Source organism: Pseudomonas sp. K8 (assembly GCF_014889455.1).
GTDB classification, from domain to species: domain Bacteria; phylum Pseudomonadota; class Gammaproteobacteria; order Pseudomonadales; family Pseudomonadaceae; genus Aquipseudomonas; species Aquipseudomonas veronii.
Genome location: NZ_VJWO01000024.1, coordinates 45,601 through 71,293 on the forward strand (window position 1 = coordinate 45,601; position 25,693 = coordinate 71,293).

Genomic DNA, 25,693 nt, shown 5'->3' on the forward strand with positions numbered 1-25,693 from the left:
TCAGCGGGTTTCGTTGAAGAGTTCGCGACCGATCAACATGCGCCGGATCTCACTGGTGCCGGCGCCGATTTCGTACAGCTTGGCGTCGCGCAGCAGGCGTCCGGCGGGGAATTCATTGATGTAGCCATTGCCGCCCAGGATCTGGATCGCGTCGAGGGCCATTTGCGTGGCGCGTTCGGCGCTGTAGAGGATCACCCCGGCCGCGTCCTTGCGCGTGGTTTCGCCGCGCTCGCAGGCCTGGGCCACCGCGTACAGGTAGGCGCGGCTGGCGTTGAGTTGGGTGTACATGTCGGCGACCTTGCCCTGGATCAGCTGGAATTCGCCGATGCTCTGGCCGAACTGCTTGCGGTCGTGGATGTACGGCACGATCAGGTCCATGCAGGCTTGCATGATCCCGGTCGGGCCGCCGGACAGTACGACGCGTTCGTAGTCCAGGCCGCTCATCAGCACTTTGACGCCGCCGTTGAGCACGCCGAGGATGTTGTCCTCCGGCACTTCCACGTCATCGAAGAACAGCTCGCAGGTGTTGGAGCCGCGCATGCCGAGCTTGTCGAACTTGTTGCTGCGGCTGAAGCCTTTCCAGTCGCGCTCGACGATGAACGCCGTGATGCCGTGGGCGCCTTTCTCCAGGTCGGTCTTGGCGTAGATCACGTAGGTGCTGGCGTCGGGGCCGTTGGTGATCCAGGTCTTGCTGCCGTTGAGCACATAGTGGTCGCCGCGCTTGTCGGCGCGCAGTTTCATCGAGACCACGTCGGAGCCGGCATTCGGCTCGCTCATGGCCAGGGCGCCGACGTGTTCGCCGCTGATCAGCTTCGGCAGGTACTTGAGTTTCTGTTCATGGCTGCCGTTGCGGTTGATCTGGTTCACGCAGAGGTTGGAGTGGGCGCCGTAGGACAACGCCACCGACGCCGAACCACGGCTGATCTCTTCCATAGCCACCACATGGGCCAGGTAGCCCAGGCCGGCACCGCCGTATTCTTCGGCCACGGTAATGCCCAGCAGGCCCATGTCACCGAACTTGCGCCACAGGTCGGCGGGGAACAGGTTGTCGATGTCGATTTGTGCCGCGCGCGGAGAAATCTCCTTGGCCACGAAGGACTGCACTTGGTCGCGCAGCATGTCGATGGTTTCGCCGAGGGCGAAGTTCAGGGAGGGGTAACTCATGGACAGGCACCTTTATTGAGCTTTGTTGTTGTGGGGTGACGGCACCGGGGGGAGGGATGCTCACCTTTACGTTAACGTAAGCTTGCGTTACGGCGCTGTCAATCGTAGTTTACGTTTACGTCAACCTACAAAAAAGACAACAGGGGTCGTTATGGATCAACCGAATCAGAGCTACAGCCGTGGCTCTCAGGACAAGACCTTGTTGGCCATGACGATCGGTCAGGCCTTCGATCACACGGTTGCGCAGTCTCCCGATGGGGAAGCCTTGGTGGTGCGTCACCAGCAACGCCGCTACACCTGGCGGCAACTGGCTGAGACCGTTGACCTGCACGCCCGCGCGCTGCTGGCGTTGGGCCTGCAGCGCGGTGATCGCCTGGGCATCTGGGCGCCGAACTGCGCCGAGTGGTGCATCAGCCAGCTGGCCAGCGCCAAGCTCGGGGTGATCCTGGTCAATATCAATCCGGCCTATCGCAGCACTGAGCTGGAATACGTGCTCAAGCAATCCGGCTGCCAATGGCTGGTGTGTGCCGGTTCGTTCAAGACCTCCGATTACCACGCGATGTTGCAGGAACTGCTGCCCGAGCTGGCGGAGCAACCTGTCGGCCGCTTGAACTGTGAAAAACTGGCGGACCTGCGCGGCGTGATCAGCCTTGCGCCGCGCCCGCCCACGGGCTTTTTGCCCTGGTCGCAACTGGCGGCCCTTGGTGCGGGCATCCCGCCTGAGCGATTGATCGCGCGCCAAGCCAGCCTGCACTTCGACCAGGCCGTCAATATCCAGTACACCTCCGGCACCACCGGCTTCCCCAAGGGCGCCACCCTCAGTCATCTCAATATCCTCAACAACGGCTACATGGTCGGCGAAAGCCTGGGCTTGACCGCGCAGGACCGCCTGGTGATCCCCGTGCCGCTGTATCACTGTTTCGGCATGGTGATGGGCAACCTGGGCTGCATCACCCACGGCACCACCATGATTTACCCGAACGACGGCTTCGACCCGCTGCTGACCCTGGCCGCCGTCGCCGAAGAACGCGCCAGCGCCCTGTACGGCGTGCCGACCATGTTTATCGCCATGCTCGACCATCCGCAACGCGGCGAGTTCGACCTGTCCAGCCTGCGCACCGGAATCATGGCCGGTGCCACCTGCCCGATCGAAGTGATGCGTCGGGTCATCGGCGAAATGCACATGAGCGAAGTGCAGATTGCCTACGGCATGACCGAAACCAGCCCGGTGTCCCTGCAGACCGGCCCCGATGACGATCTGGAGCGCCGCGTCACCACGGTCGGCCGCACCCAGCCGCAATTGGAAAGCAAGATCGTCGACCTCGCCGGTCACACCGTCGCGCGTGGCGAGATCGGTGAGCTGTGTACCCGTGGCTACAGCGTGATGCTCGGTTACTGGAACAACCCCGACGGCACCCGCGACGCAATCGACGACGCCGGCTGGATGCATACCGGTGACCTGGCGACCATGGACGAGCACGGCTACGTGTGCATCGTCGGGCGCAACAAGGACATGATCATTCGCGGTGGCGAGAACGTGTACCCGCGCGAGTTGGAAGAGTTTTTCTTCACGCACCCGGCGGTGGCCGATGTGCAGGTCATTGGTATTCCGGATGAGCGTTATGGCGAAGAGATTGTTGCTTGGGTCAAGTTTCACCCCGGGCATGTGGCCAGCGCGCTGGAGTTGCACGCGTGGTGCAAGGGGCGTATCGCGCACTTCAAGACGCCCAAGCATTTCAAGTTCGTGGACGAATTCCCGATGACGGTCACCGGCAAGATCCAGAAATTCCGCATGCGCGAGATCTCGATCGAAGAGCTGCGAACGCTGTCTTAGTCGTTTCGCTGAAAGGGAGGGAGCAAGCCCCTCCCACAGTTTAAATTGCGTAATCCCAGACAGCACAAAGGGGACTCGAAGGTCCCCTTTAATTTGTTGTTACGTGCTCTTTTTTTATTATTGAGGGGCGGTCTATTGTTGTTTTTGGTAACCGTTACCCTTTACCGCTGTTTTTGGCGACCCCATCCAGGGTCAAGAGCAAACGTATTTTTTTGAGCGCTGATCTGCTTCTTCGTACACGATCCAACCAGTGGGTAGCTACCTGAGGTAGTTTTATTTTTCTCTATCCGGTTGCGGGTTTCGGCATGCCGTACCCTGCGAAGCACATCTTCTCCAAAAAAATCTGTTAGCTGCGTCTCTGCCGTGTTGTTTTTGTTATGTCAGAGTCGTTTCGTCTTATTTTTATTAGGTTTGGCGCTTTTTATTCTTGTTATGCCATAGAGATAGCAGAAGCCGTGCCAACTTTTAAAAATCGTTTAAAATCAATGAGTTGAGTTTTTTGTGGGAAATGCCCTACGGTGAACACGGGAAAATATGTTCCCGTGTTACTCGTCCGGCCGGCCTGCGGTAACACATTGTCACGGCTAAGCTACTCAACTGGCGTTACGCGCCCTGGCAACGCGCGAGCCGCTGGGCCGGCCGAGTACGTCGCTGATCTGCCGGCCCGCGAGAATCAATCGCTCCAGGTCGATGCCGGTCTCGCTCCCGAGGCCGTTGAGCAGGTACACCACATCTTCGGTGGCGACGTTACCGCTGGCGCCCTTGGCATAGGGGCAACCGCCGAGGCCGGCGATAGAGCTGTCGAACACGTTGATCCCTTCCAGCAGGCTGGCGTAGACGTTGGCGACGGCCTGCCCATAGGTGTCATGGAAGTGCCCCGCCAACTTGTCCCGTGGCACGTGCGCGCCCACCACCTCGAACAGTCGGCGCGTGGCTCCCGCGGTGCCGGTGCCGATGGTGTCGCCCAGGGACACTTCATAGCAGCCCATGGCATACAGCTCGCGGGCCACCGCCGCCACTTGTTCCGGGGCGACCGCGCCTTCGTAAGGGCAACCCAGCACGCAGGACACATAGCCGCGCACACTGACACCCTGCTGTTTGGCGGCCGCCATGATCGGCACGAATCGCTCCAGGCTTTCGCTGATCGAGCAGTTGATGTTGCGCTGCGAAAACGCCTCGGACGCCGCAGCAAACACCGCGACCTCCTTGACCCCGGCGGCCAGCGCATCTTCAAAGCCGCGCAGGTTCGGCGCCAGCGCGCCGTAGGTCACGCCGGGCTTGCGCTGGATCTGCGCAAAGACTTCGGCGGAACCGGCCATCTGCGGCACCCATTTGGGCGAAACAAAACTGCCGACTTCGATGTAGCTCAGGCCCGCGGCGCTGAGGGCATCCACCAACTGCACCTTGTCGGCGACGCTGATGGGTTGGGCTTCATTCTGCAAACCGTCGCGCGGGCCGACTTCGACCAGGCGCACGTGGGAGGGGAGGGACATGGCAACTACCTTATGATCAATGGCCAGCCTGGCCTTGGATGGTTTCGGCCAGGGCCTGGGTGCAGCGCTCTTCCGCGGTGTCCAGTTCCAGCTTCATTTGTTCGATGTCCAGTAACTGCTGCTCCAACTGTTCGCGACGCTCGGCGATTTTCACCAGCATGCTGTTGAGTTGGACATGGTTGCCGCTGGTGGGGTCATAGAGTTCGATCAGTTCACGGCATTCGGCCAGGGAAAAACCGATGCGCTTGCCGCGCAGGATCAGCTTGAGGCTGACCTTGTCCCGCGCTGAGTAGATACGTTCCTGGCCCCGGCGTTCCGGGGCCAGCAGGCCTTGTTCCTCATAGAAGCGAATGGCGCGGGTGGTGATGTCGAGCTCGCGGGCGAGGTCGGAAATGCTGTAGGTCGTGCTCATGAAGGCGCTCAAGAAAGTCTTGGCGCTAAACTAATGTCAGGTTGACGTAAACGTCAAGGTCGATCATCAATCCCTGTAGGAGCGAGCTTGCTCGCGAAAAACGTCAACGCTAACGCGGTAGCCCTGATACCCAAAGGCGCCCTCGGGTTTTTCGCGAGCAAGCTCGCTCCTACACGGCGACAGGTTCAGGCTTGCAGCTTGTCGAGTTTCTTCTCGTGCGCCGTGACCTGCTGGCACAACTCGATCATTTGCTCGCGCATCCAGCGGTTGGCCGGGTCCTGGTCGGTGCTCTCGTGCCAGTACAGGTGGGTTTCCACCGGCGGCACGTCGTTGACCGGCAGGTTGAACCAGTGCAGTTCATGGCGGCGGGCGAAGCGCTCGGGCACGGTCATCACCATGTCGGTCTGTTGCAACACTTGCGAGGCCATCAGGTAGTGCTGGGAGCGCAGGGCGATCTTGCGCTGGATGCCCATCTTGCCCAGGGCCAGGTCGACATGGCCCAGGCCGTTGCGGCGGCTGGAGATATGGATATGCGTCAGCGACAGGTAATCGTCCAGGGTGAACTTGTCCTTGCCCGCCATCGGATGGCCCTTGCGCATGGCGCACACGTAGCGGTCTTCCATCAGCTTGACGTGACGCACCTGCGGGTCGGTGTTGAGCGGTGCGTCGACGGCAAAATCCAGGCGCCCGGCGGCCAGCTCCTTGGTGGTCTCGCGGCGTTTGGACAGGAAACTCTCGATCACCACCGTCGGCGCCAGGCGACGCAAGCGCTGGAACAGCAGTGGCAGGATCACCGCTTCGGTCAAGTCGGTCATGCTGATGCGGTAGGTCTTGGCCGCCTGTTGCGGGTTGAAAATCCGGCTTTCCTGCACCGACACGCGCAGCAATGACAGTGCGTTACGCACCGGGCCGATGATGTTCTGCGCCATCGGCGTGGGCACCATGCCTTGGGCGGTCCGCACGAACAGCGGGTCGTTGAAGGTCTCGCGCAGGCGTGCCAGAGCGTTGGACACCGCCGGTTGGGTGATGCCGACAATCTGCCCGGCACGGGTCAGGTTGGCTTCGGTGTAGATCGCGTCAAAGACGATAAACAGGTTGAGGTCGACCTTGCTCAGATTCATTTCGTTGCGCTCTTATTGTTAGGTGGCCATGCCCCGATCATATATCGGTGATGAATGTTAATACACGCCGAGAATAGGCTAGGTAAATTATCAACGCTGTTCTAGCATCGATTGCATGACCTAAACAACCTCTCAAAGAAGGGAGCTGCTCATGGATTTCGCCTATTCGCCCAAGGTTCAGGAACTGCGTGAACGCGTCACTGCGTTCATGGACGCTTACGTTTACCCGGCCGAACCGGTGTTCGAACGCCAGGTCAGCGAAGGCGACCGCTGGCAGCCCACCGCGATCATGGAGGAGCTCAAAGCCAAGGCGAAAGCCGAAGGCCTGTGGAACCTGTTCCTGCCCGAATCCGAACTGGGCGCTGGCCTGACCAACCTTGAATACGCGCCGCTGGCGGAAATCATGGGCCGTTCGCTGCTGGGCCCGGAGCCGTTCAATTGCTCCGCCCCGGACACCGGCAACATGGAAGTGCTGGTGCGCTACGCCAACGCCGAACAGAAACAGCGCTGGCTCGAACCGCTGTTGCGCGGTGAAATCCGCTCGGCCTTCGCCATGACCGAGCCCGACGTGGCCTCCTCGGATGCGACCAACATGGCCGCCCGCGCCGAGCGCCAGGGCGATGAGTGGGTGATCAACGGCAAAAAATGGTGGACCTCCGGCGCCTGCGACCCGCGTTGCAAGATCCTGATCTTCATGGGCCTGAGCAATCCCGATGCGCCGCGCCACCAGCAGCACTCGATGATCCTGGTGCCGGTGGACGCCCCTGGCGTGAAAATCGTGCGCCCGCTGCCGGTGTTCGGTTACGACGATGCGCCCCACGGCCACGCCGAAGTGCTGTTCGACAACGTGCGCGTGCCGTATGAAAACGTCCTGCTGGGTGAAGGCCGCGGTTTTGAAATTGCTCAGGGGCGTCTTGGCCCTGGCCGCATTCACCACTGCATGCGCTCCATCGGCATGGCCGAGCGTGCGTTGGAACTGATGTGCAAACGCGCGATCAGCCGCACCGCGTTCGGCAAACCGTTGGCGCGCCTGGGCGGCAATATCGACAAGATCGCCGACTCGCGCATGGAAATCGACATGGCACGCCTGCTGACCCTGAAAGCCGCCTACATGATGGACACCGTGGGTAACAAAGTGGCGAAAAGCGAAATCGCCCAGATCAAGGTGGTGGCGCCGAACGTGGCGTTGAAGGTGATCGACCGGGCGATCCAGATCCATGGCGGCGCCGGCGTCTCCAACGACTTCCCGTTGGCCTACATGTACGCCATGCAACGCACCCTGCGCCTGGCCGACGGCCCGGACGAAGTCCACCGTGCGGCGATCGGCAAGTTCGAGATCGGCAAGTATGTGCCTAAAGAGTTGATGCGCGGCGGGCAGTAACACCGCGTCGCCTGCCATCGCGGGCAAGCCCCCTCCCACAGTTGACCGAGTTGTGCATGAGAACGCGGTCTAGTGTGGGAGGGGGCTTGCCCGCGACGAGGCCCGTGCGAACAACACAAAACACAAACCTCAGTACACCCAAACCTCCACCCGCCGATTCTTGATCCGGCCCTCATCCGCGGTATTCGCCGCCACCGGCATCTGTGCGCCAAACCCGCGGATATCGCGGAGCACTACGCCGCTCTTGACCAATTCCCGACGCACCGCCATCGCCCGCAGCTTGGACAACAGCGCCGCGCGTTGCGGGTCATTCTTGATATCGCCGAACCCTACCAGCGTCACCTGCTTGTCGAGCTTGCCGTGGCCTTTTATATACGCCACCACGCGCTGCACATCCTGGCGCGCCTTGTTGTCCAGGCTCGCGCTGCCTTCTTCGAAGCGGAAATTCACCGTCAGGCGCTGGGCCTCGCGGGCAATTGCCTGATAGTCCTCGGGCATGGACGGGCGCGGCTCCACGCTTATCGCCTGGACCCGCTGCGCGATAAACCCGTTGGCCGCCACGATCGCCTGGCCCTTGCTGCTCTGGGTGAAGTCCACCAGCGCCTTGGCCCACGGATTGTGCGTGGTCGGCGGTAGGTAAAAGAACAGGCGGCGCGACAGCGGGTAGTCCTCGGTGGCAATCAGGCTGTTCAGCGGCAGCATCGGTTGCGAGTCACCGTCGACGATCGCCACCGCTTTGGCCTGGCGCACATAGGGCAGGCCGATGAAACCGATGCCTTGTGGGTCCTGGCTCACCGCGTCCGACAGTTGCTCGCTGGCCTCGAACCGCTTGGCCGACGCGGCGAGCGGCTTGCCGCGACGGCTCAGGACCAGGTCCTTGAAGGTGTCATAGGTGCCCGACCGATCATCCCGCGCATATAAATGAATCGCCCCGCCGATGCCGCCGAGTGCTTCCCAGGTGCTGATTTCACCGTTGAAAATTTGCGCCAGTTGCTCGGTATTCAGCGTATTCAGCGGGTTGCGCGGGTTGAGGATGATGGCCAGGCCGTCGATGGCGATCACCTGTTCGGCCTCGGGGCTTTTCAGGTCGCCCAGGGGTTCGAGGTCCACCAGTTCGCTGTCTTTGATCGGGCGGGAGGAGGCGGCGAGGTCGGCGCTGGCTTTGTGCAGCGCGGCAAAACCGGTGCTGGAACCATGGGCGTCGACCTCGATGGTCAGCGTCTTGCCCTGGCGGGTCTTGCCGATCACGCGCTGTTCATTGGCGCCTTCGGCGGGTTCAGCGTGGACCCCTTGCAGCCCTTGCTGCTCCATCAACCCCTTGACCAGCGCCGGGCCAAGTGCCGCGCCGATCGTGTTGGAGCCCTGGATGCGCAAGGCGGGGCCCTGATCGGGGACGGGCAGCGGCGCGCTAACGGCACTCAGGGGAAAAAGGGTCAGCAGTAACAGAACGCGCAGGGTCATGCCGGCACCGTCTCAAGGCAAAGGGAGTGCCGCGAGATTAAGTCAGTTGGGTTTCAGTAATATGACTGTCACTCAACCGTAAAAATGTGAGAGCGGGCTTGCTCCCACATTGTTTAAGCGCGCCGTCCGTGAAGTCAGCTCAATTCCAGCCAGATCGGTGCATGGTCCGAGGGTTTTTCCAGGCCGCGCAGTTCGTAGTCCACCCCAGCATCCTTGACCCTGGGCAGCAAGCCGTTGGACGCCAGGATCACATCGATACGCAGGCCACGCTTGGGTTCATCTTCAAACCCACGACTGCGGTAGTCGAACCAGCTGAAGCGGTCGGTCACGTCGGGGTTGAGGTGGCGGAAGCTGTCCACCAGGCCCCAGTTCTTCAGGCGGGCCATCCACTCGCGCTCCTCCGGCAGGAAGCTGCACTTGCCGGTTTTCAGCCAGCGCTTGGCATTGTCGGGGCCAATGCCGATGTCACAGTCTTCCGGGGAAATATTCACATCGCCCATCACCACCAGCGCCTGGTCGTTGCTGAACTGGCTTTCCAGCAACTGTTGCAGGTCTGCGTAGAAGCGCTGCTTGGCCGGGAACTTGGTGGGGTGGTCGCGGCTTTCGCCTTGGGGGAAATAGCCGTTCATGATGGTGATCGGGTTGCCTTGCGCATCGGCGAAGGTGCCCCAGATAAAGCGACGCTGGGCGTCTTCTTCATCGCTGGCAAAGCCTTTGTGTACGCTCAGCGCTTCCTGGCGCGAGAGCAGGGCCACGCCGTAATGGCCTTTCTGGCCGTGGTAGTACACGTGATACCCCAGGGCCTGCACTTCGGCCAGCGGGAACTGGTCGTCGTGGACCTTGGTTTCCTGCAGGCCGATCACATCGGGTTGATGCTTTTCAATCAGCGCCGCCAACTGATGCGGGCGAGCCCGTAGCCCGTTGATATTGAAAGAGACGATTTTCATGGTCGGCTGTCCAGTCTGGCAAAAGGGCGATGCTAGCCGACAAGTCGGACGGGGGCCAGCGTGGCGGTAGGACGGATGCGCTGCTAATGTCTGGGAACGACTCGCGCTGCGTAAGTTCGTACCCATAAGAACGCCGTCTTTTGAATGGCGCCCAGGGAGATTCACTGTATGTCTGACACTTCAACTGCGATTGCCGAAATCCGCCTGCTCAATAGCGACTATTCCAGCGAAGCGCGCTCCCTGTTGTACCAGGCTTATCGCCATGAGCCGACGTTCGCCTACATCTTCGAAGCTGAGCGGCCGGGGTATGAGCAGCGGGTCCGTGCCACCGTGCGCGAGTTGGTCAAACAGCATTTCTTCCAGAAGCTTCCCGCCATCGGCCTGTTCGTCGACGACCGACTGATCGGCGTTGCGTTGATCGCGCCACCCCAGCGGCGCCTGGGCATCACCGAGAGCTGGGCGTGGCAATTGCGCATGTGGTTGAGCACCGGTGTGCGGGGGACGCGGCGTTACCTGGATTATCACCAGGCGGTGCTGGCGTGCCTGCCCAGCGATTCGGTGCATGTGTTGCCGTTGCTGGGTATTCACCCGCAATTCCAGGGCAAGCACTTCGGTGAGCAACTGCTCGGCGCGGTACACAACTGGTGCGCCGAGGACCCGCATTCGTCCGGTGTGGTGCTCGATACCGGCAACTCACGTTACCTGGAGTTCTACAAGCGTCAGGGTTATGAGGAAATCGGCGAAGTTGCTGTAGGACCGATCCTGGAGCATGTGTTTTTTCATGCCAATCCACAGCCGTTACAGGCTGTAACGACTTGAGTCAGGATTTTCAGATAAATCCGAGTTCAAAGAGTCTCCTCAGCTCGTGTAGCATCCGCGCCTATGAAGTTTCCAGGAAGATTCACCAGCGGCTTGATTCTGCTGTTCACAAGCTGCGGCGCTTTGGCGCAAAGCGAACTGGATGTGCGAGTCAAACCCTCAAACGACGCGTTGAAAGCCAACATCGAAGGCTACATCGGCGGGGTAGGCGATCGCGATGAAGAAGCGTTGCTGCGCTTCAGCCGTGGCGCCGAAGAGCAGGCGCGCAAAGCGGCCCAGGCCTTGGGCTTCTATCAGCCGCAGATCAGCAGTGATGTGCAGGGCGGCAAGAACCCGCGCCTGACCCTGACCATCGAGCCCGGCGAACCGGTGCATTTGCGCGACGTGACCATTCGGGTCGACGGCCCGGCCGCCGCCCTCAAAGCCTTTCGTGTGCCTGCCAGCCGCGACCTTGAATCCGGTGCCGTGCTCAACCACGGCCATTACGAAGACGCCAAGCGTCTGATCCAGAACCAGGCCTCGCGCTACGGCTTTTTCAATGGGCGCTTTACCCGCCAGACCCTGTCGGTCGACCCCAAGGCGGGTGTCGCCGATATCGAACTGGTGTATGACAGCGGCCCGCGCTACACCTTGGGCAAGGTCAATTTTGCCGGCGATACGCCGTTCGATGAAGAACTGTTGCAACGCATGGTGCCGTTCAAAAACGGCGCGCCCTACGATTCCGAACTGATTGCCGAGTTGAACCAGAACCTGCAAGCCAGCGGCTTTTTCGAGGGCGTACGGGTGGACGCCGCGCCGGCTGCGTCGGCCAACGATGTGATCCCGGTCGCGGTGCAACTGGAAACCCGCAAGCCACGCACCATGGGCCTGGGCCTCGGCTTTTCCACCGACGTCGGCCCGCGCGGCAAAGCCAACTGGACGCGCCACTGGGTCAATCCGCAGGGCCACAGTTATGGCTGGGAAGCCGAATTGTCGGCGCCACGGCAGAACGTCGGCCTGTGGTACGACATCCCGCTCGACCCACCGCTTACCGACAAACTGCGTTTTGCCGGCGGCTACCAGAATGAAGAACTGGCCAACACCGACACCCTGAGTAAATTGCTCACCCTCGGCCCGGAATGGCACAGCAAGTTGCCCAGCGGCTGGACCCGGGTGGTCTCCCTCAAGTGGCAGCGTGAAGAATATCGCCTGGGCGATGACTCGGGCCTGAGCAACCTGTTGATGCCGGGGCTCAGCTATTCCTATTTGCGCAGCGACAACCGCATCGATCCCCACCACGGCTATCGCCTGCAATTCGACACCAAGCTGGCCAAGGAAGGCTTCGGCTCCGACACCAACCTGCTTTACGGCACGGCCATGGTCAAAGGCCTGACCACCGTGTGGGACAAGCACCGCTTCCTCGCGCGGGCGCAGATCGGCGGCAGCGCCACCAACGGCTACAAGTCGGTGCCGCCGTCGCTGCGTTTCTTTGCCGGTGGCGACCAGAGCGTGCGTGGTTACGAGTACCAGACCCTGTCGCCGGAGAACGACCGTGGCGACCGCATCGGTGGCCGCTACATGGTGGCCTTGAGCGCCGAGTATCAATATTCCATCGCCGAAAAATGGCGGATCGCGACCTTTATCGACCAGGGCAACTCCTTCAACACCCTGGAAATGCCAAGCCTGAAAACCGGCGTGGGCGTCGGCCTGCGCTGGGTGTCGCCCGTCGGGCCGATTCGCCTCGACCTGGCCCATGCCCTGGAAGACCCGGGCGGTATCCGTTTGCACTTTTCCATGGGGCCTGAGCTGTGATGCGTGGTTTGAAAATAGCCGGGCTGGCTGCCGTTGCCCTCCTGGCCGTGGTGTTGCTGGCGCTGTGGGCCGTACTCGGAACCCAGGCGGGCAGCCGTTGGGCGTTGGGCCAGGTGCCGGGCTTGAGCGTGGACAATTTTCAGGGCCGTTTGGGCGGCCAATGGAGTGCCGAGCATCTGCTGTGGCAGCAGGGCAGTGACCGTGTCGAACTCAACGCGCCGACGTTCGACTGGTCGCCGGCCTGCCTGCTGCGCCTGACGCTGTGCATTGACCGGTTGGCGGTGGATCAAGTCAGCCTGCAATTTGCGCCGAGCACGGAGCCGAGCAGCGGGCCGATCCAGCTGCCGGCGCTGAAGTTGCCGGTTGCGCTCCAGTTGGGCGACGTTCGCGTCGGCAGCCTGCTGTTTAACGGCAGTGAGGAACTCAAGGGTATGCAACTGGCGGCGCATTGGACCGCCGCGGGCCTGCAGATCGATTCCGTGCATCTGCAACGCGATGATCTGGTGCTGGACCTGTCCGGGCTACTCCAACCCAGCGGTGACTGGCCGTTGACCGCCAGCGGCAACCTGAGCCTGCCTTACGCCCCCGGCGGCGCGCCGTGGACGGTGGCGTTCAGGGCCGATGGCGACCTGCTCAAGACCCTCAAGCTCGACGCCGACAGCAGCGGCTACCTGCCGGCCAAGCTCAGCGGCGAGTTGCAGCCGCTGGTGGAAAACCTGCCGGCACAGCTGCACATCACCGCCGACGCCTTCAAACCCAGCGCCGATTTGCCTGACACCCTGCAACTCAATCAACTTGACCTCACCGCCAAAGGCGACCTGGACAGCGGTTACCAATTGCTCGGCAAAGCCGTACTGCCCGCGGAAAAGGGCCCGGTGGACTTACTGCTGCAAGGTAAGGTCGATGCCAAGGGCGCGCAGATCGCCGGCCTGGATCTGAGTGCCGGTGACAAACAAAGCCTGAAACTCACGGCACAGCTGGACTGGCAGCAGGGCTTTCAAGCCGATGCGAAAATCGATTGGCTGGACTTTCCCTGGCATCGCCTCTACCCCTTGATTGACGAGCCGCAGGTCATCTTGCGCACCTTCAATGGTGAAATTTTCTATAAAGACGGCAACTACCTCGGCAACCTCAAGGCCGACCTCGATGGCCCCGCGGGCAAATTCAACGTGGTCACGCCGTTCAGCGGCGACCTCAAACAAGTGTTCCTGCCCGAGCTGAAACTGACCGCTGGCCAAGGCAAGGCCGAAGGCCACCTCAACCTGCAGTTCGCCGACGGCATCGCCTGGGACACGGCGCTCGACCTGTCGGCGCTGAACCCGGCGTACTGGGTCGCGGAGTTGCCAGGCACGCTGGCCGGACCGCTGCGCAGCAAAGGCGAGTTCAAGAACCAGCAGCTCAAACTGAGCGCCGACCTCGGCCTCAAGGGCCGTCTGCGCGGGCAGCCCGCCGTATTGGCCGCCAAGGCCGAAGGCGCGGGTGAGCAATGGACCCTGGCCAACCTGGATATCCGCCTGGGCGACAACCGCATCAACGGCAGCGGCAGCCTGCAACAACGCCTGGCCGGGCAGATCGATATCAAACTGACGCGGCTGGCCCAGCTGTGGCCGCAGTTACGCGGGCAGGTCAATGGCCGACTCGATGTGGCCGGTAGCCTCAAAGCGCCTCAAGGCAAACTCGACCTCAAGGGCCAGCAACTGGCGTTTGCCGACAATCGCCTGCAAAGCCTGAGCCTCGACGCCACGCTCGATAACGCCCAGCGCGCGAAGATCGACCTCAAGGGCAGCGGCATCCAAAGCGGCGACAGCCAAGTCGGCACCCTGACAGCCAGCGCCCAGGGCGATGTCAGGCAACAGAAGGTCCAGTTGGATCTGGCCGGCCCACTGGTCAAGCTGGCCCTGGCCCTGGATGGCAACCTCGACCAAGGCAACTGGCGCGGACGCCTGGCCAGCGGTGACGTGCAGGCCGGCGGCCAGGATTGGAAGCTGCAGGCCCCGGCGAAAATCGAGCGCCTGGCCGATGGCAGGCTGACCTTCGCCGCCCACTGCTGGGTCGCGGCCCCGGCCAGCCTGTGCGCTGAAGATCAGCGCCTGATGCCTGAACCGAAGCTGCGTTACCACCTCAAGCAATTCCCCATCGATAGCCTGGCGGCCTGGTTGCCCAAGGACTTCGCCTGGCAGGGCACGCTCAACGCCGACGTACAGCTCGACCTGCCGGCCAGCGGCCCCAAAGGCGTGATCGCAGTGGATGCCAGTGGCGGCACGTTGCGGGTCAAGGACAAGCACCAGTGGCTGGATTTCCCCTACGACACGCTGCAATTGGACGCCACCCTCAACCCCAAGCGCATCGACACCCAACTCAACTTCCAGGGCGGCAAGCTCGGTGAGTTGCGGTTGCAGGCACAGATCAACCCGCTGGCGAAAAACAAGCCGATCACCGGTACTTTCAGCCTCACCGGTCTGGACCTCACCGTGGCGCGGCCGTTTGTGCCGATGGTGGAAAAACTCAACGGCAAGCTCAACGGCAATGGCCGCATCTCCGGTGGCCTGCTGGCGCCGCTGGTCAACGGCAGCATGAACCTGGTGGGCGGCGAGATTTCCGGGGCGGAACTGCCCATCAGCCTCGAAGGCTTGAACGTACAGGCGCTGATTGCCGGCGAAAGCGTGCAACTCGATGGCCGCTGGCACAGCGGCAAGGCCGGGCAGGGCAGCCTCAAGGGCCACATCGACTGGGGGCGCGCTCTGGCGGTTGACCTCAGCCTGCAAGGCTCGCATCTGCCGGTCACCGTCGAACCTTACGCGGTGCTGGAAGTCGCGCCCGACCTGAAGATCAGCCTGAAGAACGACAAGCTCGCGATCGCCGGCAAGGTGCAGATCCCGCGGGGTGACATCACCGTGCGCGAACTGCCGCCGTCGACGGTCAAGGTCTCCGATGACACGGTGATCGTCGGCAGCCAGACCGAAGAGGGCAAGCCGCCGATGGCAATGGCGATGGATATCGACGTGGCGGTGGGTGAAGACCAGCTCAACTTCTCGGGCTTCGGCCTCACCGCCAAGGTGCAGGGGCATGTGCATATCGGCGACAACCTGGACACCCGCGGCGAGCTGTGGCTCAACGACGGCCGCTACCGTGCCTACGGCCAGAAGCTGGATGTGCGCCGTGCGCGTTTGCTGTTCGCCGGGCCGCTCGACCAGCCTTATCTGGATATCGAAGCGATCCGCAAGACCGGCGATGTCGTCGCCGGTATCCGCCTGAGCGGCAGCGCCGAACAGCCCACTACGCAGATCTTCTCCGAGCCGGCCATGAGCCAGGAGCAGGCGCTGTCCTACCTGGTGCTCGGCCGCCCGCTGAGCACCACCGGTGAAGACAACAATATGCTCGCCCAAGCCGCCCTGGGCCTGGGCTTGATGGGCAGTGCCGGCGTGACCTCGGACATTGCCAAGGACCTCGGCATCCAGGATTTCGAGCTCGACACCCAAGGCAGCGGCACCAACACCGCCGTGGTCGCCAGCGGCAAGATCTCGGAGAAGCTCAGCCTGCGTTATGGGGTCGGGGTGTTCGAGCCGGCCAGCACCATTGCCTTGCGTTACCTGTTGAGCAAGAAGGTGTACCTGGAAGTGGCCAGTGGGGTGGCCAGTTCGTTGGATATTTTCTACAAGCGCGATTTCTAGCGCCGGACTCGGTAAAAAAGTGGGAGCGGGTGTCTGTGCTCGCATATACCAAGCAAGCTAATCATTTCATTTGACATTAGCTGCCTAAGCAGTAATATCTCGTCACACATTCGCTGCCTAGGCAGTAATAAGGTGACTTCCGATGAAACACTTCACCCCGGACAACTTCCACAACTGCCGCCTCGGGCTGTTGCTGGGCCGTGCGGCGATCCTTAAAGACAAAATCATCGACACCCATATGGAACCGCACGGCATCACCGCCGCGCAGTTCAAGGTGTTGATCATCATGGCGCAGTTCGGTGTCGACACCCCGGCGGAGCTGTGTCGCCACCTGTCCCTGGACAGCGGTTCGATGACCCGCATGCTCGATCGCCTGGAGCAAAAAGGCCTGCTTGATCGCAAGCGTTCGGCGCTGGACCGTCGCCAAGTGCAACTGGTGTTGACCGACGACGGCCAGCGCCTGGCGGACAGGCTGCCGTACATCGGCGCCGAGGCGTTGAACCAGTTGGCCGGCGCACTGGAGCCGGATGAATTGCAAACCCTGGAAAAGCTCCTCAAGAAAATGCTGATAGCTGCCGGTGATCCGATCACCCTGCAGCGGGTAGGTAAAGCATGAACACACGTGCCCTTTGCCTGGTGCTGGCGGCCATGAGCATGGCCGGTTGCGCCAATTTCAGCGGCCTCGACACCCAGGGCCAACGCCTCGACGCGAACACCCTGCAGACCGGTAAGTCGTTGACCGGCGTGACCCTGTCGAGCGCCGCCTGGCCCAGCGCCGACTGGTGGAAAAGCCTCGGCGATCCGCAGCTCGACGGTTTGATCCAGGAAGCCCTGCAAAACAGTCCCGACATGCAAGTGGCCAGCGCCCGCGCCCACCAGGCCGAAGCCGCCGCTTATGCCGCCAACGCCGCACGCCTGCCGACCCTGGACGCCAGCGCCGGTGTGAGCCGTTCGCGCCTGGCCAGGGACAAGGACCCGCTGGGGCAGGGCGATGCCTACTCGACGGTGCGAAACATCGGCGCCAGCTTCAACTACAACTTCGACCTCTGGGGCGGCCAGCGTGCTGCCTGGGAAGCCGCGTTGGGCCAGGCCCGCGCCGCCGAAGTCGACCAGCAGGCCGCGCGCCTGACCCTGGCGGCCGATGTGGCCAAGGCCTACAGCGACCTGGGCCAGGCGCACATCGTGCGGGACCTGGCCAATGACGACCTCAAGCGCACCCGGCAAATGCTCAGCCTGAGCCAGCGCCGCCTGAACTCGGGCATCGACAGCCGGTACCAGTACCAGCAGACCGAAAGCCTGGAAGCCAGCTCCCAGTCGCAACTGATCGATGCGGAAAAACAACTGCAGAGCGCGAAAATCGCCCTGGCGGTATTGCTCGGCAAAGGCCCGGACCGCGGCAACGAACTGGCGCGCCCGGCGGTGCTCAAGCCCAGCGCCGTCGCCGTGCCCTCGGTGCTGCCCGCCGAACTGCTGGGCCGGCGCCCGGACCTGATCGCCGCACGTTGGCGGGTGGAAGCGGCGAGCAAGAATATCGCCGCCGGCAAGGCCAGCTTCTACCCCAACCTCAACCTGAGCGCGAGCGCCGGGGCCGAGTCATTGCTGGGGGATGCGATGTTCGGTTCGGCCAGCCGCTTCTTCAACATTGCGCCGACGATTTCGCTGCCGATTTTCGATGGCGGCCGCCTGCGCGCCAACCTCGATGCGCGCGATGCCGACTATGACCTGGCCGTGGCCCAGTACAACAAAACCCTGGTGCAAGCCCTCGGCGATATCGGCAACAGCCTTTCACAACTGCGCGAAACCGGTCGGCAGATCCAGGCCCAGCAACATGCCGCGGACATTGCCCAGCAGTCCTACGACACCGCGATGCAGCGTTACAGCTCCGGGATCGGCAACTACCTGGACGTGCTCAGCATCGAGCAGCAATTGCTGCAGGCCCAGCGTCAGCTGGCGACCTTGAACGCCGCGCAAATCGATCTGTCGATCCAATTGATGCAAGCCCTGGGTGGCGGCTACGACGCCGCAAATGTGGCATCGACCACCCCAGCTACACGCACGGAATAATTTGAGGTAACTGACATGGCCACTGCCGAAAGCAACAACGCAACGGGAACGCCCGATAACAACCCGCGCAAACGCAAAGTCATGCTGGTCGGCCTGGTGCTGATCGTCATCCTCGGCGTGGTCGGCGTGTGGGGCTGGTATGAACTCTACGGCCGCTTCAATGAAAGCACCGACGACGCCTACGTGAACGGCAACGTGGTGGAAATCACCCCGCTGGTCACCGGCACCGTGGTCAGCATCGGCGCCGACGATGGCGACCTGGTCCACGAAGGCCAGGTGCTGATCAACTTCGACCCCAACGACGCGGCGGTCGGCCTGCAAAGTGCGCAGGCCAACCTGGCCCGCACCGTGCGCCAGGTGCGGGGCTTGTACAGCAACGTCGACGGCATGAAAGCCCAGGTCAATGCGCAGAAAGCCGACGTGCAAACTGCCCAGGACAACTACAACCGGCGTAAGACCCTGGCCCAGGGCGGGGCGATTTCCCAGGAAGAACTGTCCCACGCCCGCGACAGCCTGACCGCGGCCAAGAATGCCCTGACCAACCTTGAGCAGCAGCTCAAAAGCAGCAACGCCCTGGTCGACGACACGGTGATCTCGTCCCATCCGGACGTGCAAGCCGCCGCCGCGCAACTGCGCCAGGCCTACCTGGCCAATGCGCGCAGCACCCTGATCGCCCCCGTCACCGGCTATGTGGCCAAGCGCACCGTGCAACTGGGTCAGCGCGTGCAGCCGGGGACGGCGTTGATGGCGGTGATCCCGCTGAACCAGCTGTGGATCGACGCCAACTTCAAGGAAACCCAACTGCGCAATATGCGTATCGGCCAACCGGTGGACATCGAAGCGGACATTTACGGCAGCGATGTGAAGTTCAGCGGCACCATCGACAGCCTCGGCGCCGGCACCGGCAGCGCGTTTGCCTTGCTGCCTGCGCAGAACGCCACGGGCAACTGGATCAAGATCGTGCAACGGGTGCCGGTACGCATCCACGTCAATGCCGAAGAACTGGCCAAACACCCCCTGCGGGTGGGCTTGAGCACGGTGGTCAGCGTCGACCTGCATGACCAGAGCGGCCCGGTACTGGCGCAACAGGCGCCGCAAAAGGCCTCGTTCACCACCAATGTGTATGACCGCCAGTTGGCCGAAGCCGACGCCATGATCAGCCAGTTGATTCATGACAACAGCCTCGCCGCGCCCAAGGCTGTGCAACGCTGATGAGCCAGAACGCGTCCTTCTCGCCACCCAGCTTGGTGATGGCCACGATTGGCCTGTCGCTGGCGACCTTCATGCAGGTGCTCGATACCACGATCGCCAACGTGGCGTTGCCGACCATTTCCGGCAACCTTGGCGTGAGTTCGGAGCAGGGCACCTGGGTGATCACCTCGTTTGCGGTGAGCAACGCCATTGCCCTGCCGCTGACCGGCTGGTTGAGCCGGCGCTTCGGCGAGGTGAAGCTGTTTCTCTGGGCCACCGTGCTGTTTGTGCTGGCCTCGTTTCTCTGCGGTATTTCCACGTCGATGCCCGAGCTGATCGGCTTTCGGGTGTTGCAAGGCCTGGTGGCGGGGCCGTTGTACCCGATGACCCAAACGTTGCTGATCGCGGTCTACCCGCCGGCGAGGCGCGGCATGGCCCTGGCACTGCTGGCGATGGTCACGGTGGTGGCGCCGATCGCCGGCCCCATCCTCGGCGGCTGGATCACCGACAGCTACAGCTGGCCGTGGATCTTCTTCATCAACGTGCCCATCGGCATCTTTGCGGTGATGGTGGTGCGTTCGCAGTTGAAGAAACGCCCGGTGGTCACCAGCTACCAGCCGATGGACTATGTGGGGTTGTTGAGCTTGATCGTCGGGGTCGGCGCGTTGCAGATCATCCTCGACAAGGGCAACGACCTGGACTGGTTCGAATCCAACTTCATCATCGTGGGGGCGGCGATTTCGGTGATTGCCCTGGCGGTGTTCATCATCTGGGAGATGACCGACAAACACCCGGTGGTCAACCTGCGGCTGTTTGCCTACCGCAACTTCCGCATCGGCACCATCGTGCTGGTCCTCGGCTACGCGGGCTTCTTCGGCATCAACCTGATCCTGCCGCAGTGGCTGCAAACCCAGATGGGCTACACCGCGACCTGGGCCGGGCTGGCCGTGGCGCCGATCGGTATTCTGCCGGTGCTGATGTCGCCGTTTGTCGGCAAGTACGCGCACCGATTCGACCTGCGCGTCCTGGCGGGCCTGGCGTTCCTGGCGATTGGCTTGAGCTGCTTCATGCGCGCCAGCTTCACCAATGAGGTGGACTTCCAGCACATCGCCCTGGTGCAGCTGTTCATGGGTATCGGCGTGGCGCTGTTCTTCATGCCGACCTTGAGCATCCTGATGTCCGACCTGCCACCGCACCAGATCGCCGACGGCGCCGGCCTGGCGACGTTCCTGCGGACCCTGGGCGGCAGCTTCGCGGCCTCGCTGACCACCTGGATCTGGATTCGCCGCGCGGACCAGCACCATGCGTACATGAGCGAGAACATGACCACCTACGACGCAGCGACCCGCGATGCGTTGAATGCGTTGGGCGGCGCGGGGCAAAAGGCCTACGCCCAACTCGACCAGATCCTCACCAGCCAGGCGTACATGATGTCCACCGTGGATTACTTCACGTTGCTGGGGTGGATGTTCATGGGCTTGATGCTGCTGGTGTGGTTCGCCAAACCGCCGTTTACCGCGAAGGCGGGCCCGGCGGCATCAGGGCACTGATCGGCCAAGGCTGAAATGCAATCAACCAGGGCTGGAATGCAATCAACTGTGGGAGGGGGCTTGCCCCCGATAGCGGTGTATCAGTCAACCTATTTGAAGCTGACCCACTGCCATCGGGGGCAAGCCCCCTCCCACAGTTGATCAGGCGCCCGGCAGTGCCAGTTGCGGATTGACGAAGTCAAACGCCGCCAGCTGAAACCCTTGCTCATCCACCTGCAATGCCCAGCCTTGCTTGTCCCAATCCCCCAGCACAATACGCTTGGCCGCCTGCTCGCCGATCTGCAACTTATGAATGGCGGGGCGGTGCGTATGGCCGTGGACCAGGGTACGCACGCCGAACTGCTGCATCACCCGCGGCACTTCCTCGGGGGTGACGTCGACAATGTCGTTGGCCTTCATCCGCGTCTGCGCCCGGCTTTCGTTGCGCAGCTTGCGCGCCAGTTTGTGGCGGGTGCGCAAGGGCAGGTGACGCAGGATAAACAGCACAATCGGGTTGCGCAGGATGCGCCGCAGCTTCATATAGCCGACGTCGCGGGTGCAGAGGCTGTCGCCGTGCATCAGCAGCACGGGCTCGCCGGCGAGTTGCACGACGCTCGGGTCCTTGAGCAGCTTGGCGCCTGCGGCTTTGCAGAACGTCTTGCCGATCAGGAAGTCGCGGTTGCCGTGCATGATGAAAATCGCGGTGCCGCTGTCGCTCAGTTCGCGCAGGGCCGCGCAAATCGAGCGCTGGAAAGGGGTGATCCCATCGTCGCCAACCCAGGCTTCAAAGAAGTCCCCGAGGATGTACAACGCCTGGGCGCCACGGGCGCGGCCGTGGAGTAAATCCAGAAACGCCCGGGTAATGTCCGGGCGTTCCTCTTCCAGATGCAAGTCTGAAATCAGCAATATCACTCAATGATCTCGGCTTTCTCGATGATCACGTCGTCTGCTGGCACGTCTTGGTGGCCGGCTTTGCTGGTGGTGGCAACGCCTTTGATCTTGTCGACGACGTCAGTGCCTTCGGTGACTTTACCGAACACCGCGTAGCCCCAGCCCTGCACGTTCTTGCCGCTGTGGTTGAGGAAGGCGTTGTCGGCGACGTTGATGAAGAACTGCGCGGAGGCCGAATGCGGCTCCATGGTACGGGCCATGGCGACGGTGTATTTGTCGTTGGAAAGGCCGTTGTCCGCTTCGTTCTGGATGCTTGGGCGCTTGTCTTTCTTTTCTTTCATGCCAGGCTCGAAACCGCCGCCCTGGACCATGAAGTTGCCGATGACACGGTGGAAAACGGTGTTTTCGTAGTGGCCGGCTTTCACGTATTCAATGAAGTTGGCGACGGTGATCGGCGCTTTCTCGGCGTTCAGCTCGATGACGATGTCACCGTGGTTGGTGGTCAGTTTGACTTGAGTCATGTGTACTACTCTTTTCAGGGAATTCGTGGGTTCGGGCGCTGTGCGCCTGACCTGTTTGGCTAAACGTTGGCCAAGACGCGCAGTTTAGCGTGCCCTGCGGGAATTTCGAGGTGGTTTTTTACCGCCCGGGCAATTAAAGCAGCAGTTTTTGGCCGCACCCTGTCAGGCGGTTGACCGCTTCGGCTATGATAAGCCCTTTGTTTTATCTGGCCTGCCCAAGGCCACGTACTCGTCTGTTCAAGGATAATATGAGCAAGCCCACTGTCGACCCTACCTCGAACGCCAAGGCCGGTCCTGCCGCCACGGTCAATTTCCTGCGCCCGATCATCCAGGCGGACCTGGATTCGGGCAAGCACACGCAGATCGTCACGCGCTTTCCGCCGGAGCCCAACGGCTACCTGCACATCGGTCACGCCAAGTCGATCTGTGTGAACTTCGGTCTGGCCCAGGAGTTCGGTGGCGTCACGCACCTGCGTTTCGACGATACCAACCCGGCCAAGGAAGACCAGGAATACATCGACGCCATCGAAAGCGACATCAAGTGGCTGGGCTTCGAATGGTCCGGTGAAGTGCGCTATGCGTCCAAGTATTTCGACCAGTTGTTCGACTGGGCCATCGTGCTGATCAAGGCCGGCAAGGCCTACGTCGACGACCTCACCCCTGAACAGGCCAAGGAATACCGTGGCACGCTGACCGAACCGGGCAAAAACAGCCCGTTCCGCGACCGTTCGGTGGAAGAGAACCTGGACTGGTTCGCCCGCATGCGCGCCGGTGAGTTCGCAGACGGTGCTCGTGTACTGCGTGCCAAGATCGACATGGCCTCGCCGAACATGAACCTGCGCGACCCGATCATGTACCGCATCCGCCATGCCCATCACCACCAGACCGGTGACAAGTGGTGCATCTACCCGAACTACGACTTCACCCACGGCCAGTCGGACGCCATCGAAGGCATCACCCACTCCATCTGCACCCTGGAGTTCGAAAGCCACCGTCCGCTGTACGAATGGTTCCTGGAGCACCTGCCGGTTCCGGCACACCCGCGCCAGTACGAATTCAGCCGCCTGAACCTGAACTACACCATCACCAGCAAGCGCAAGCTCAAGCAACTGGTGGATGAACAGCACGTCAACGGTTGGGACGACCCGCGTATGTCGACGCTGTCGGGCTTCCGCCGTCGCGGCTACACGCCCAAGTCCATCCGCAACTTCTGCGAAATGGTCGGCACCAACCGTTCCGACGGCGTGGTCGACTTCGGCATGCTCGAATTCAGCATCCGTGACGACCTCGACCACAGCGCCCCGCGCGCCATGTGCGTGCTGCGCCCGCTGAAAGTCGTGATCACCAACTACCCGGAAGGCCAGGTCGAGAACCTCGAACTGCCACGCCACCCGAAAGAAGACATGGGCGTGCGCGCACTGCCGTTCGCCCGTGAAATCTACATCGACCGTGACGACTTCATGGAAGAGCCGCCAAAAGGCTACAAGCGCCTGGAACCTACCGGCGAAGTGCGCCTGCGCGGCAGCTACGTGATCCGCGCCGACGAAGCGATCAAGGACGCCGCGGGCAACATCGTCGAACTGCGCTGCTCGTATGATCCAGAAACCCTGGGCAAGAACCCTGAAGGCCGCAAGGTCAAGGGCGTGATCCACTGGGTGCCGGCCGCCGCCAGCGTCGAGTGCGAAGTGCGTCTGTACGACCGTCTGTTCCGTTCGCCGAACCCTGAGAAAGCCGAAGACAGCGCGAGCTTCCTCGACAACATCAATCCGAACTCGCTGCAAGTACTCACGGGTTGTCGTGCCGAGCCATCCCTTGGCAATGCACAGCCGGAAGACCGTTTCCAGTTCGAGCGCGAAGGCTACTTCTGCGCGGATATCAAGGACTCGAAACCTGGCCATCCGGTATTCAACCGTACCGTGACCTTGCGTGATTCGTGGGGCCAGTGATTTAAGGAACCGTCGTGCTAACGATCTACAACACGCTCAGCAAGAGCAAAGAAGTCTTCAAGCCGCTGGATGGCAACAAGGTACGCATGTACGTGTGCGGCATGACCGTGTACGACTACTGCCACATCGGCCACGGCCGCAGCATGGTCGCCTTTGACCTGGTGACCCGCTGGTTGCGTTTCAGCGGCTACGACTTGACCTATGTGCGCAACATCACCGACATCGACGACAAGATCATCAACCGCGCCAAGGAAAACGGCGAGCCGTTCGACGTCCTGACCGCGCGCATGATCGCCGCCATGCACGAGGACGAGGCGCGCCTCAACATCCTCAAGCCGGACATGGAACCGCGTGCCACGGACCATATCCCGGGCATGCACGCGATGATCCAGACCTTGATCGACAAGGGCTACGCCTACGCTCCAGGCAATGGCGACGTGTACTACCGCGTCGCCAAGTTCATGGGCTACGGCAAGCTGTCGCGCAAGAAAATCGAAGACCTGCGCATCGGCGCGCGCATCGAAGTCGACGAAGCCAAGCAAGACCCGCTCGACTTCGTGCTGTGGAAAGGCACCAAGCCCGGCGAGCCAAGCTGGGAATCGCCTTGGGGCGCCGGGCGTCCGGGCTGGCACATCGAATGCTCGGTGATGTCCACCTGCTGCCTGGGCGAGACCTTCGACATTCATGGCGGCGGCAGCGACCTCGAGTTCCCGCACCACGAAAACGAAATCGCCCAAAGCGAAGCCGCCACTGGCAAGACCTACGCCAACGCCTGGATGCACTGCGGCATGATCCGCATCAATGGCGAGAAGATGTCCAAGTCCTTGAACAACTTCTTCACCATCCGCGACGTGCTGGAAAAGTACCACCCGGAGGTGGTCCGCTACCTGCTGGTGTCCAGCCACTACCGCAGCGCGATCAACTACTCGGAGGACAACCTCAAGGACGCCAAAGGCGCCCTGGAGCGTTTCTACCACGCGTTGAAAGGCCTGCCCGCCGTGGCCCCGGCCGGCGGCGAAGCGTTCGTGGCCCGCTTCACCGAAGTGATGAACGACGACTTCGGCACACCGGAAGCCTGCGCGGTGCTGTTCGAGATGGTGCGCGAGATCAACCGCCTGCGTGAGAGCGATCTCGACGCAGCGGCCGGTCTGGCTGCACGCCTGAAAGAACTGGCCAGCGTGCTGGGCGTGTTGCAGATGGAAGCCGACGACTTCCTGCAAGCCGGCGCCGAAGGGCGTGTGGATGCGGCTGAAGTGGACGCGCTGATCCAGGCGCGCTTGACGGCGCGGGCCAACAAGGACTGGGCGGAGTCCGACCGGATCCGTGACCAACTGACCGCGATGGGTGTGGTGTTGGAAGACGGCAAGGGTGGGACGACGTGGCGCTTGGCTGATCAGGCTTGATCAGTAAACGCTGAATGAAAAACGCCCCGACTGGTTCGGGGCGTTTTTCATTTT

The 25,693-nt window shown here is 62.0% G+C and carries 19 protein-coding genes; 11 read left to right on the forward strand and 8 right to left on the reverse strand.

Annotation, left to right across the window (positions count from 1 at the left end):
• Positions 1-1,164: an isovaleryl-CoA dehydrogenase gene (locus INT12_RS17265; RefSeq protein ID WP_046382870.1), complete on the reverse strand. Its 1,164-nt coding sequence runs from the start codon at positions 1,162-1,164 to the stop codon at positions 1-3.
• A 151-nt stretch (positions 1,165-1,315) separates the two neighbouring features.
• Between INT12_RS17265 and INT12_RS17270 the strand changes: the two genes are divergently transcribed.
• The gene (locus INT12_RS17270) at positions 1,316-2,998 is read left to right on the forward strand and encodes an AMP-binding protein (protein ID WP_193040149.1); all 1,683 of its coding nucleotides are present in this window, start codon (positions 1,316-1,318) and stop codon (positions 2,996-2,998) included.
• Between the two features lie 593 nt (positions 2,999-3,591).
• Here INT12_RS17270 and INT12_RS17275 read toward each other — a convergent pair.
• From INT12_RS17275 to INT12_RS17285, 3 genes are all read right to left on the reverse strand, one after another.
• On the reverse strand, positions 3,592-4,491 hold the full coding sequence (locus tag INT12_RS17275) for a hydroxymethylglutaryl-CoA lyase (protein WP_193058942.1): 900 nt from the start codon (positions 4,489-4,491) through the stop codon (positions 3,592-3,594).
• A gap of 16 nt (positions 4,492-4,507) precedes the next feature.
• Positions 4,508-4,903, reverse strand: a complete 396-nt coding sequence (locus INT12_RS17280) for a MerR family transcriptional regulator (protein ID WP_017848109.1) — start codon at positions 4,901-4,903, stop codon at positions 4,508-4,510.
• A 185-nt stretch (positions 4,904-5,088) separates the two neighbouring features.
• On the reverse strand, positions 5,089-6,024 hold the full coding sequence (locus INT12_RS17285; RefSeq protein WP_017848108.1) for a LysR family transcriptional regulator: 936 nt from the start codon (positions 6,022-6,024) through the stop codon (positions 5,089-5,091).
• Between the two features lie 151 nt (positions 6,025-6,175).
• Between INT12_RS17285 and INT12_RS17290 the strand changes: the two genes are divergently transcribed.
• On the forward strand, positions 6,176-7,405 hold the full coding sequence (locus INT12_RS17290) for an acyl-CoA dehydrogenase (protein WP_017848107.1): 1,230 nt from the start codon (positions 6,176-6,178) through the stop codon (positions 7,403-7,405).
• Between the two features lie 129 nt (positions 7,406-7,534).
• Here INT12_RS17290 and INT12_RS17295 read toward each other — a convergent pair whose 3' ends face one another.
• Positions 7,535-8,866 (reverse strand): substrate-binding domain-containing protein, encoded by a 1,332-nt coding sequence (locus tag INT12_RS17295; RefSeq protein ID WP_193040325.1) that lies wholly within the window; start codon positions 8,864-8,866, stop codon positions 7,535-7,537.
• Positions 8,867-9,000: 134 nt separating this feature from the next.
• The gene (gene xthA / locus INT12_RS17300) at positions 9,001-9,813 is read right to left on the reverse strand and encodes an exodeoxyribonuclease III (protein ID WP_046382874.1); all 813 of its coding nucleotides are present in this window, start codon (positions 9,811-9,813) and stop codon (positions 9,001-9,003) included.
• A gap of 168 nt (positions 9,814-9,981) precedes the next feature.
• On the opposite strand from xthA, the gene INT12_RS17305 reads away from it, so the two are divergent.
• The 7 genes from INT12_RS17305 (at position 9,982) to INT12_RS17335 (ending at position 20,899) form a co-directional block, all read left to right on the forward strand.
• Complete coding sequence (locus INT12_RS17305; protein WP_017848104.1) at positions 9,982-10,632, forward strand: GNAT family N-acetyltransferase; 651 nt, start codon at positions 9,982-9,984, stop codon at positions 10,630-10,632.
• 63 nt (positions 10,633-10,695) lie between these two features.
• Positions 10,696-12,423 carry an autotransporter assembly complex protein TamA gene (locus INT12_RS17310; RefSeq protein ID WP_017848103.1) on the forward strand — a complete coding sequence of 576 codons (1,728 nt, stop codon included), beginning with the start codon at positions 10,696-10,698 and terminating at the stop codon, positions 12,421-12,423.
• Positions 12,423-16,094, forward strand: coding sequence for a translocation/assembly module TamB domain-containing protein (locus tag INT12_RS17315; protein WP_193040326.1), 3,672 nt, complete (start codon positions 12,423-12,425; stop codon positions 16,092-16,094). The genes INT12_RS17310 and INT12_RS17315 overlap by 1 nt, the downstream gene beginning before the upstream one ends.
• Before the next feature lie 142 nt (positions 16,095-16,236).
• Positions 16,237-16,710: a MarR family winged helix-turn-helix transcriptional regulator gene (locus INT12_RS17320; RefSeq protein WP_017848101.1), complete on the forward strand. Its 474-nt coding sequence runs from the start codon at positions 16,237-16,239 to the stop codon at positions 16,708-16,710.
• Positions 16,707-18,158, forward strand: a complete 1,452-nt coding sequence (locus INT12_RS17325) for an efflux transporter outer membrane subunit (RefSeq protein WP_046484984.1) — start codon at positions 16,707-16,709, stop codon at positions 18,156-18,158. Before INT12_RS17320 ends, INT12_RS17325 begins: the two co-directional genes overlap by 4 nt.
• 15 nt (positions 18,159-18,173) lie before the next feature.
• A complete protein-coding gene (locus INT12_RS17330; RefSeq protein ID WP_017848099.1) occupies positions 18,174-19,370 on the forward strand; it encodes an efflux RND transporter periplasmic adaptor subunit in 1,197 nt (398 codons plus the stop codon).
• Positions 19,370-20,899: a DHA2 family efflux MFS transporter permease subunit gene (locus tag INT12_RS17335; protein WP_017848098.1), complete on the forward strand. Its 1,530-nt coding sequence runs from the start codon at positions 19,370-19,372 to the stop codon at positions 20,897-20,899. The genes INT12_RS17330 and INT12_RS17335 overlap by 1 nt, the downstream gene beginning before the upstream one ends.
• Before the next feature lie 141 nt (positions 20,900-21,040).
• Here INT12_RS17335 and lpxH read toward each other — a convergent pair whose 3' ends face one another.
• Both lpxH and INT12_RS17345 read right to left on the reverse strand, forming a co-directional pair.
• A complete protein-coding gene (gene lpxH / locus INT12_RS17340) occupies positions 21,041-21,790 on the reverse strand; it encodes a UDP-2,3-diacylglucosamine diphosphatase (RefSeq protein WP_046382880.1) in 750 nt (249 codons plus the stop codon).
• Positions 21,787-22,290, reverse strand: a complete 504-nt coding sequence (locus INT12_RS17345) for a peptidylprolyl isomerase (RefSeq protein WP_017848096.1) — start codon at positions 22,288-22,290, stop codon at positions 21,787-21,789. The genes lpxH and INT12_RS17345 overlap by 4 nt, the downstream gene beginning before the upstream one ends.
• Before the next feature lie 248 nt (positions 22,291-22,538).
• On the opposite strand from INT12_RS17345, the gene INT12_RS17350 reads away from it, so the two are divergent.
• Both INT12_RS17350 and cysS read left to right on the forward strand, forming a co-directional pair.
• Complete coding sequence (locus tag INT12_RS17350) at positions 22,539-24,236, forward strand: glutamine--tRNA ligase/YqeY domain fusion protein (protein ID WP_017848095.1); 1,698 nt, start codon at positions 22,539-22,541, stop codon at positions 24,234-24,236.
• 14 nt (positions 24,237-24,250) lie between these two features.
• A complete protein-coding gene (gene cysS, locus INT12_RS17355) occupies positions 24,251-25,639 on the forward strand; it encodes a cysteine--tRNA ligase (RefSeq protein WP_104902869.1) in 1,389 nt (462 codons plus the stop codon).
• The last annotated feature ends 54 nt before the right edge of the window (positions 25,640-25,693 follow it).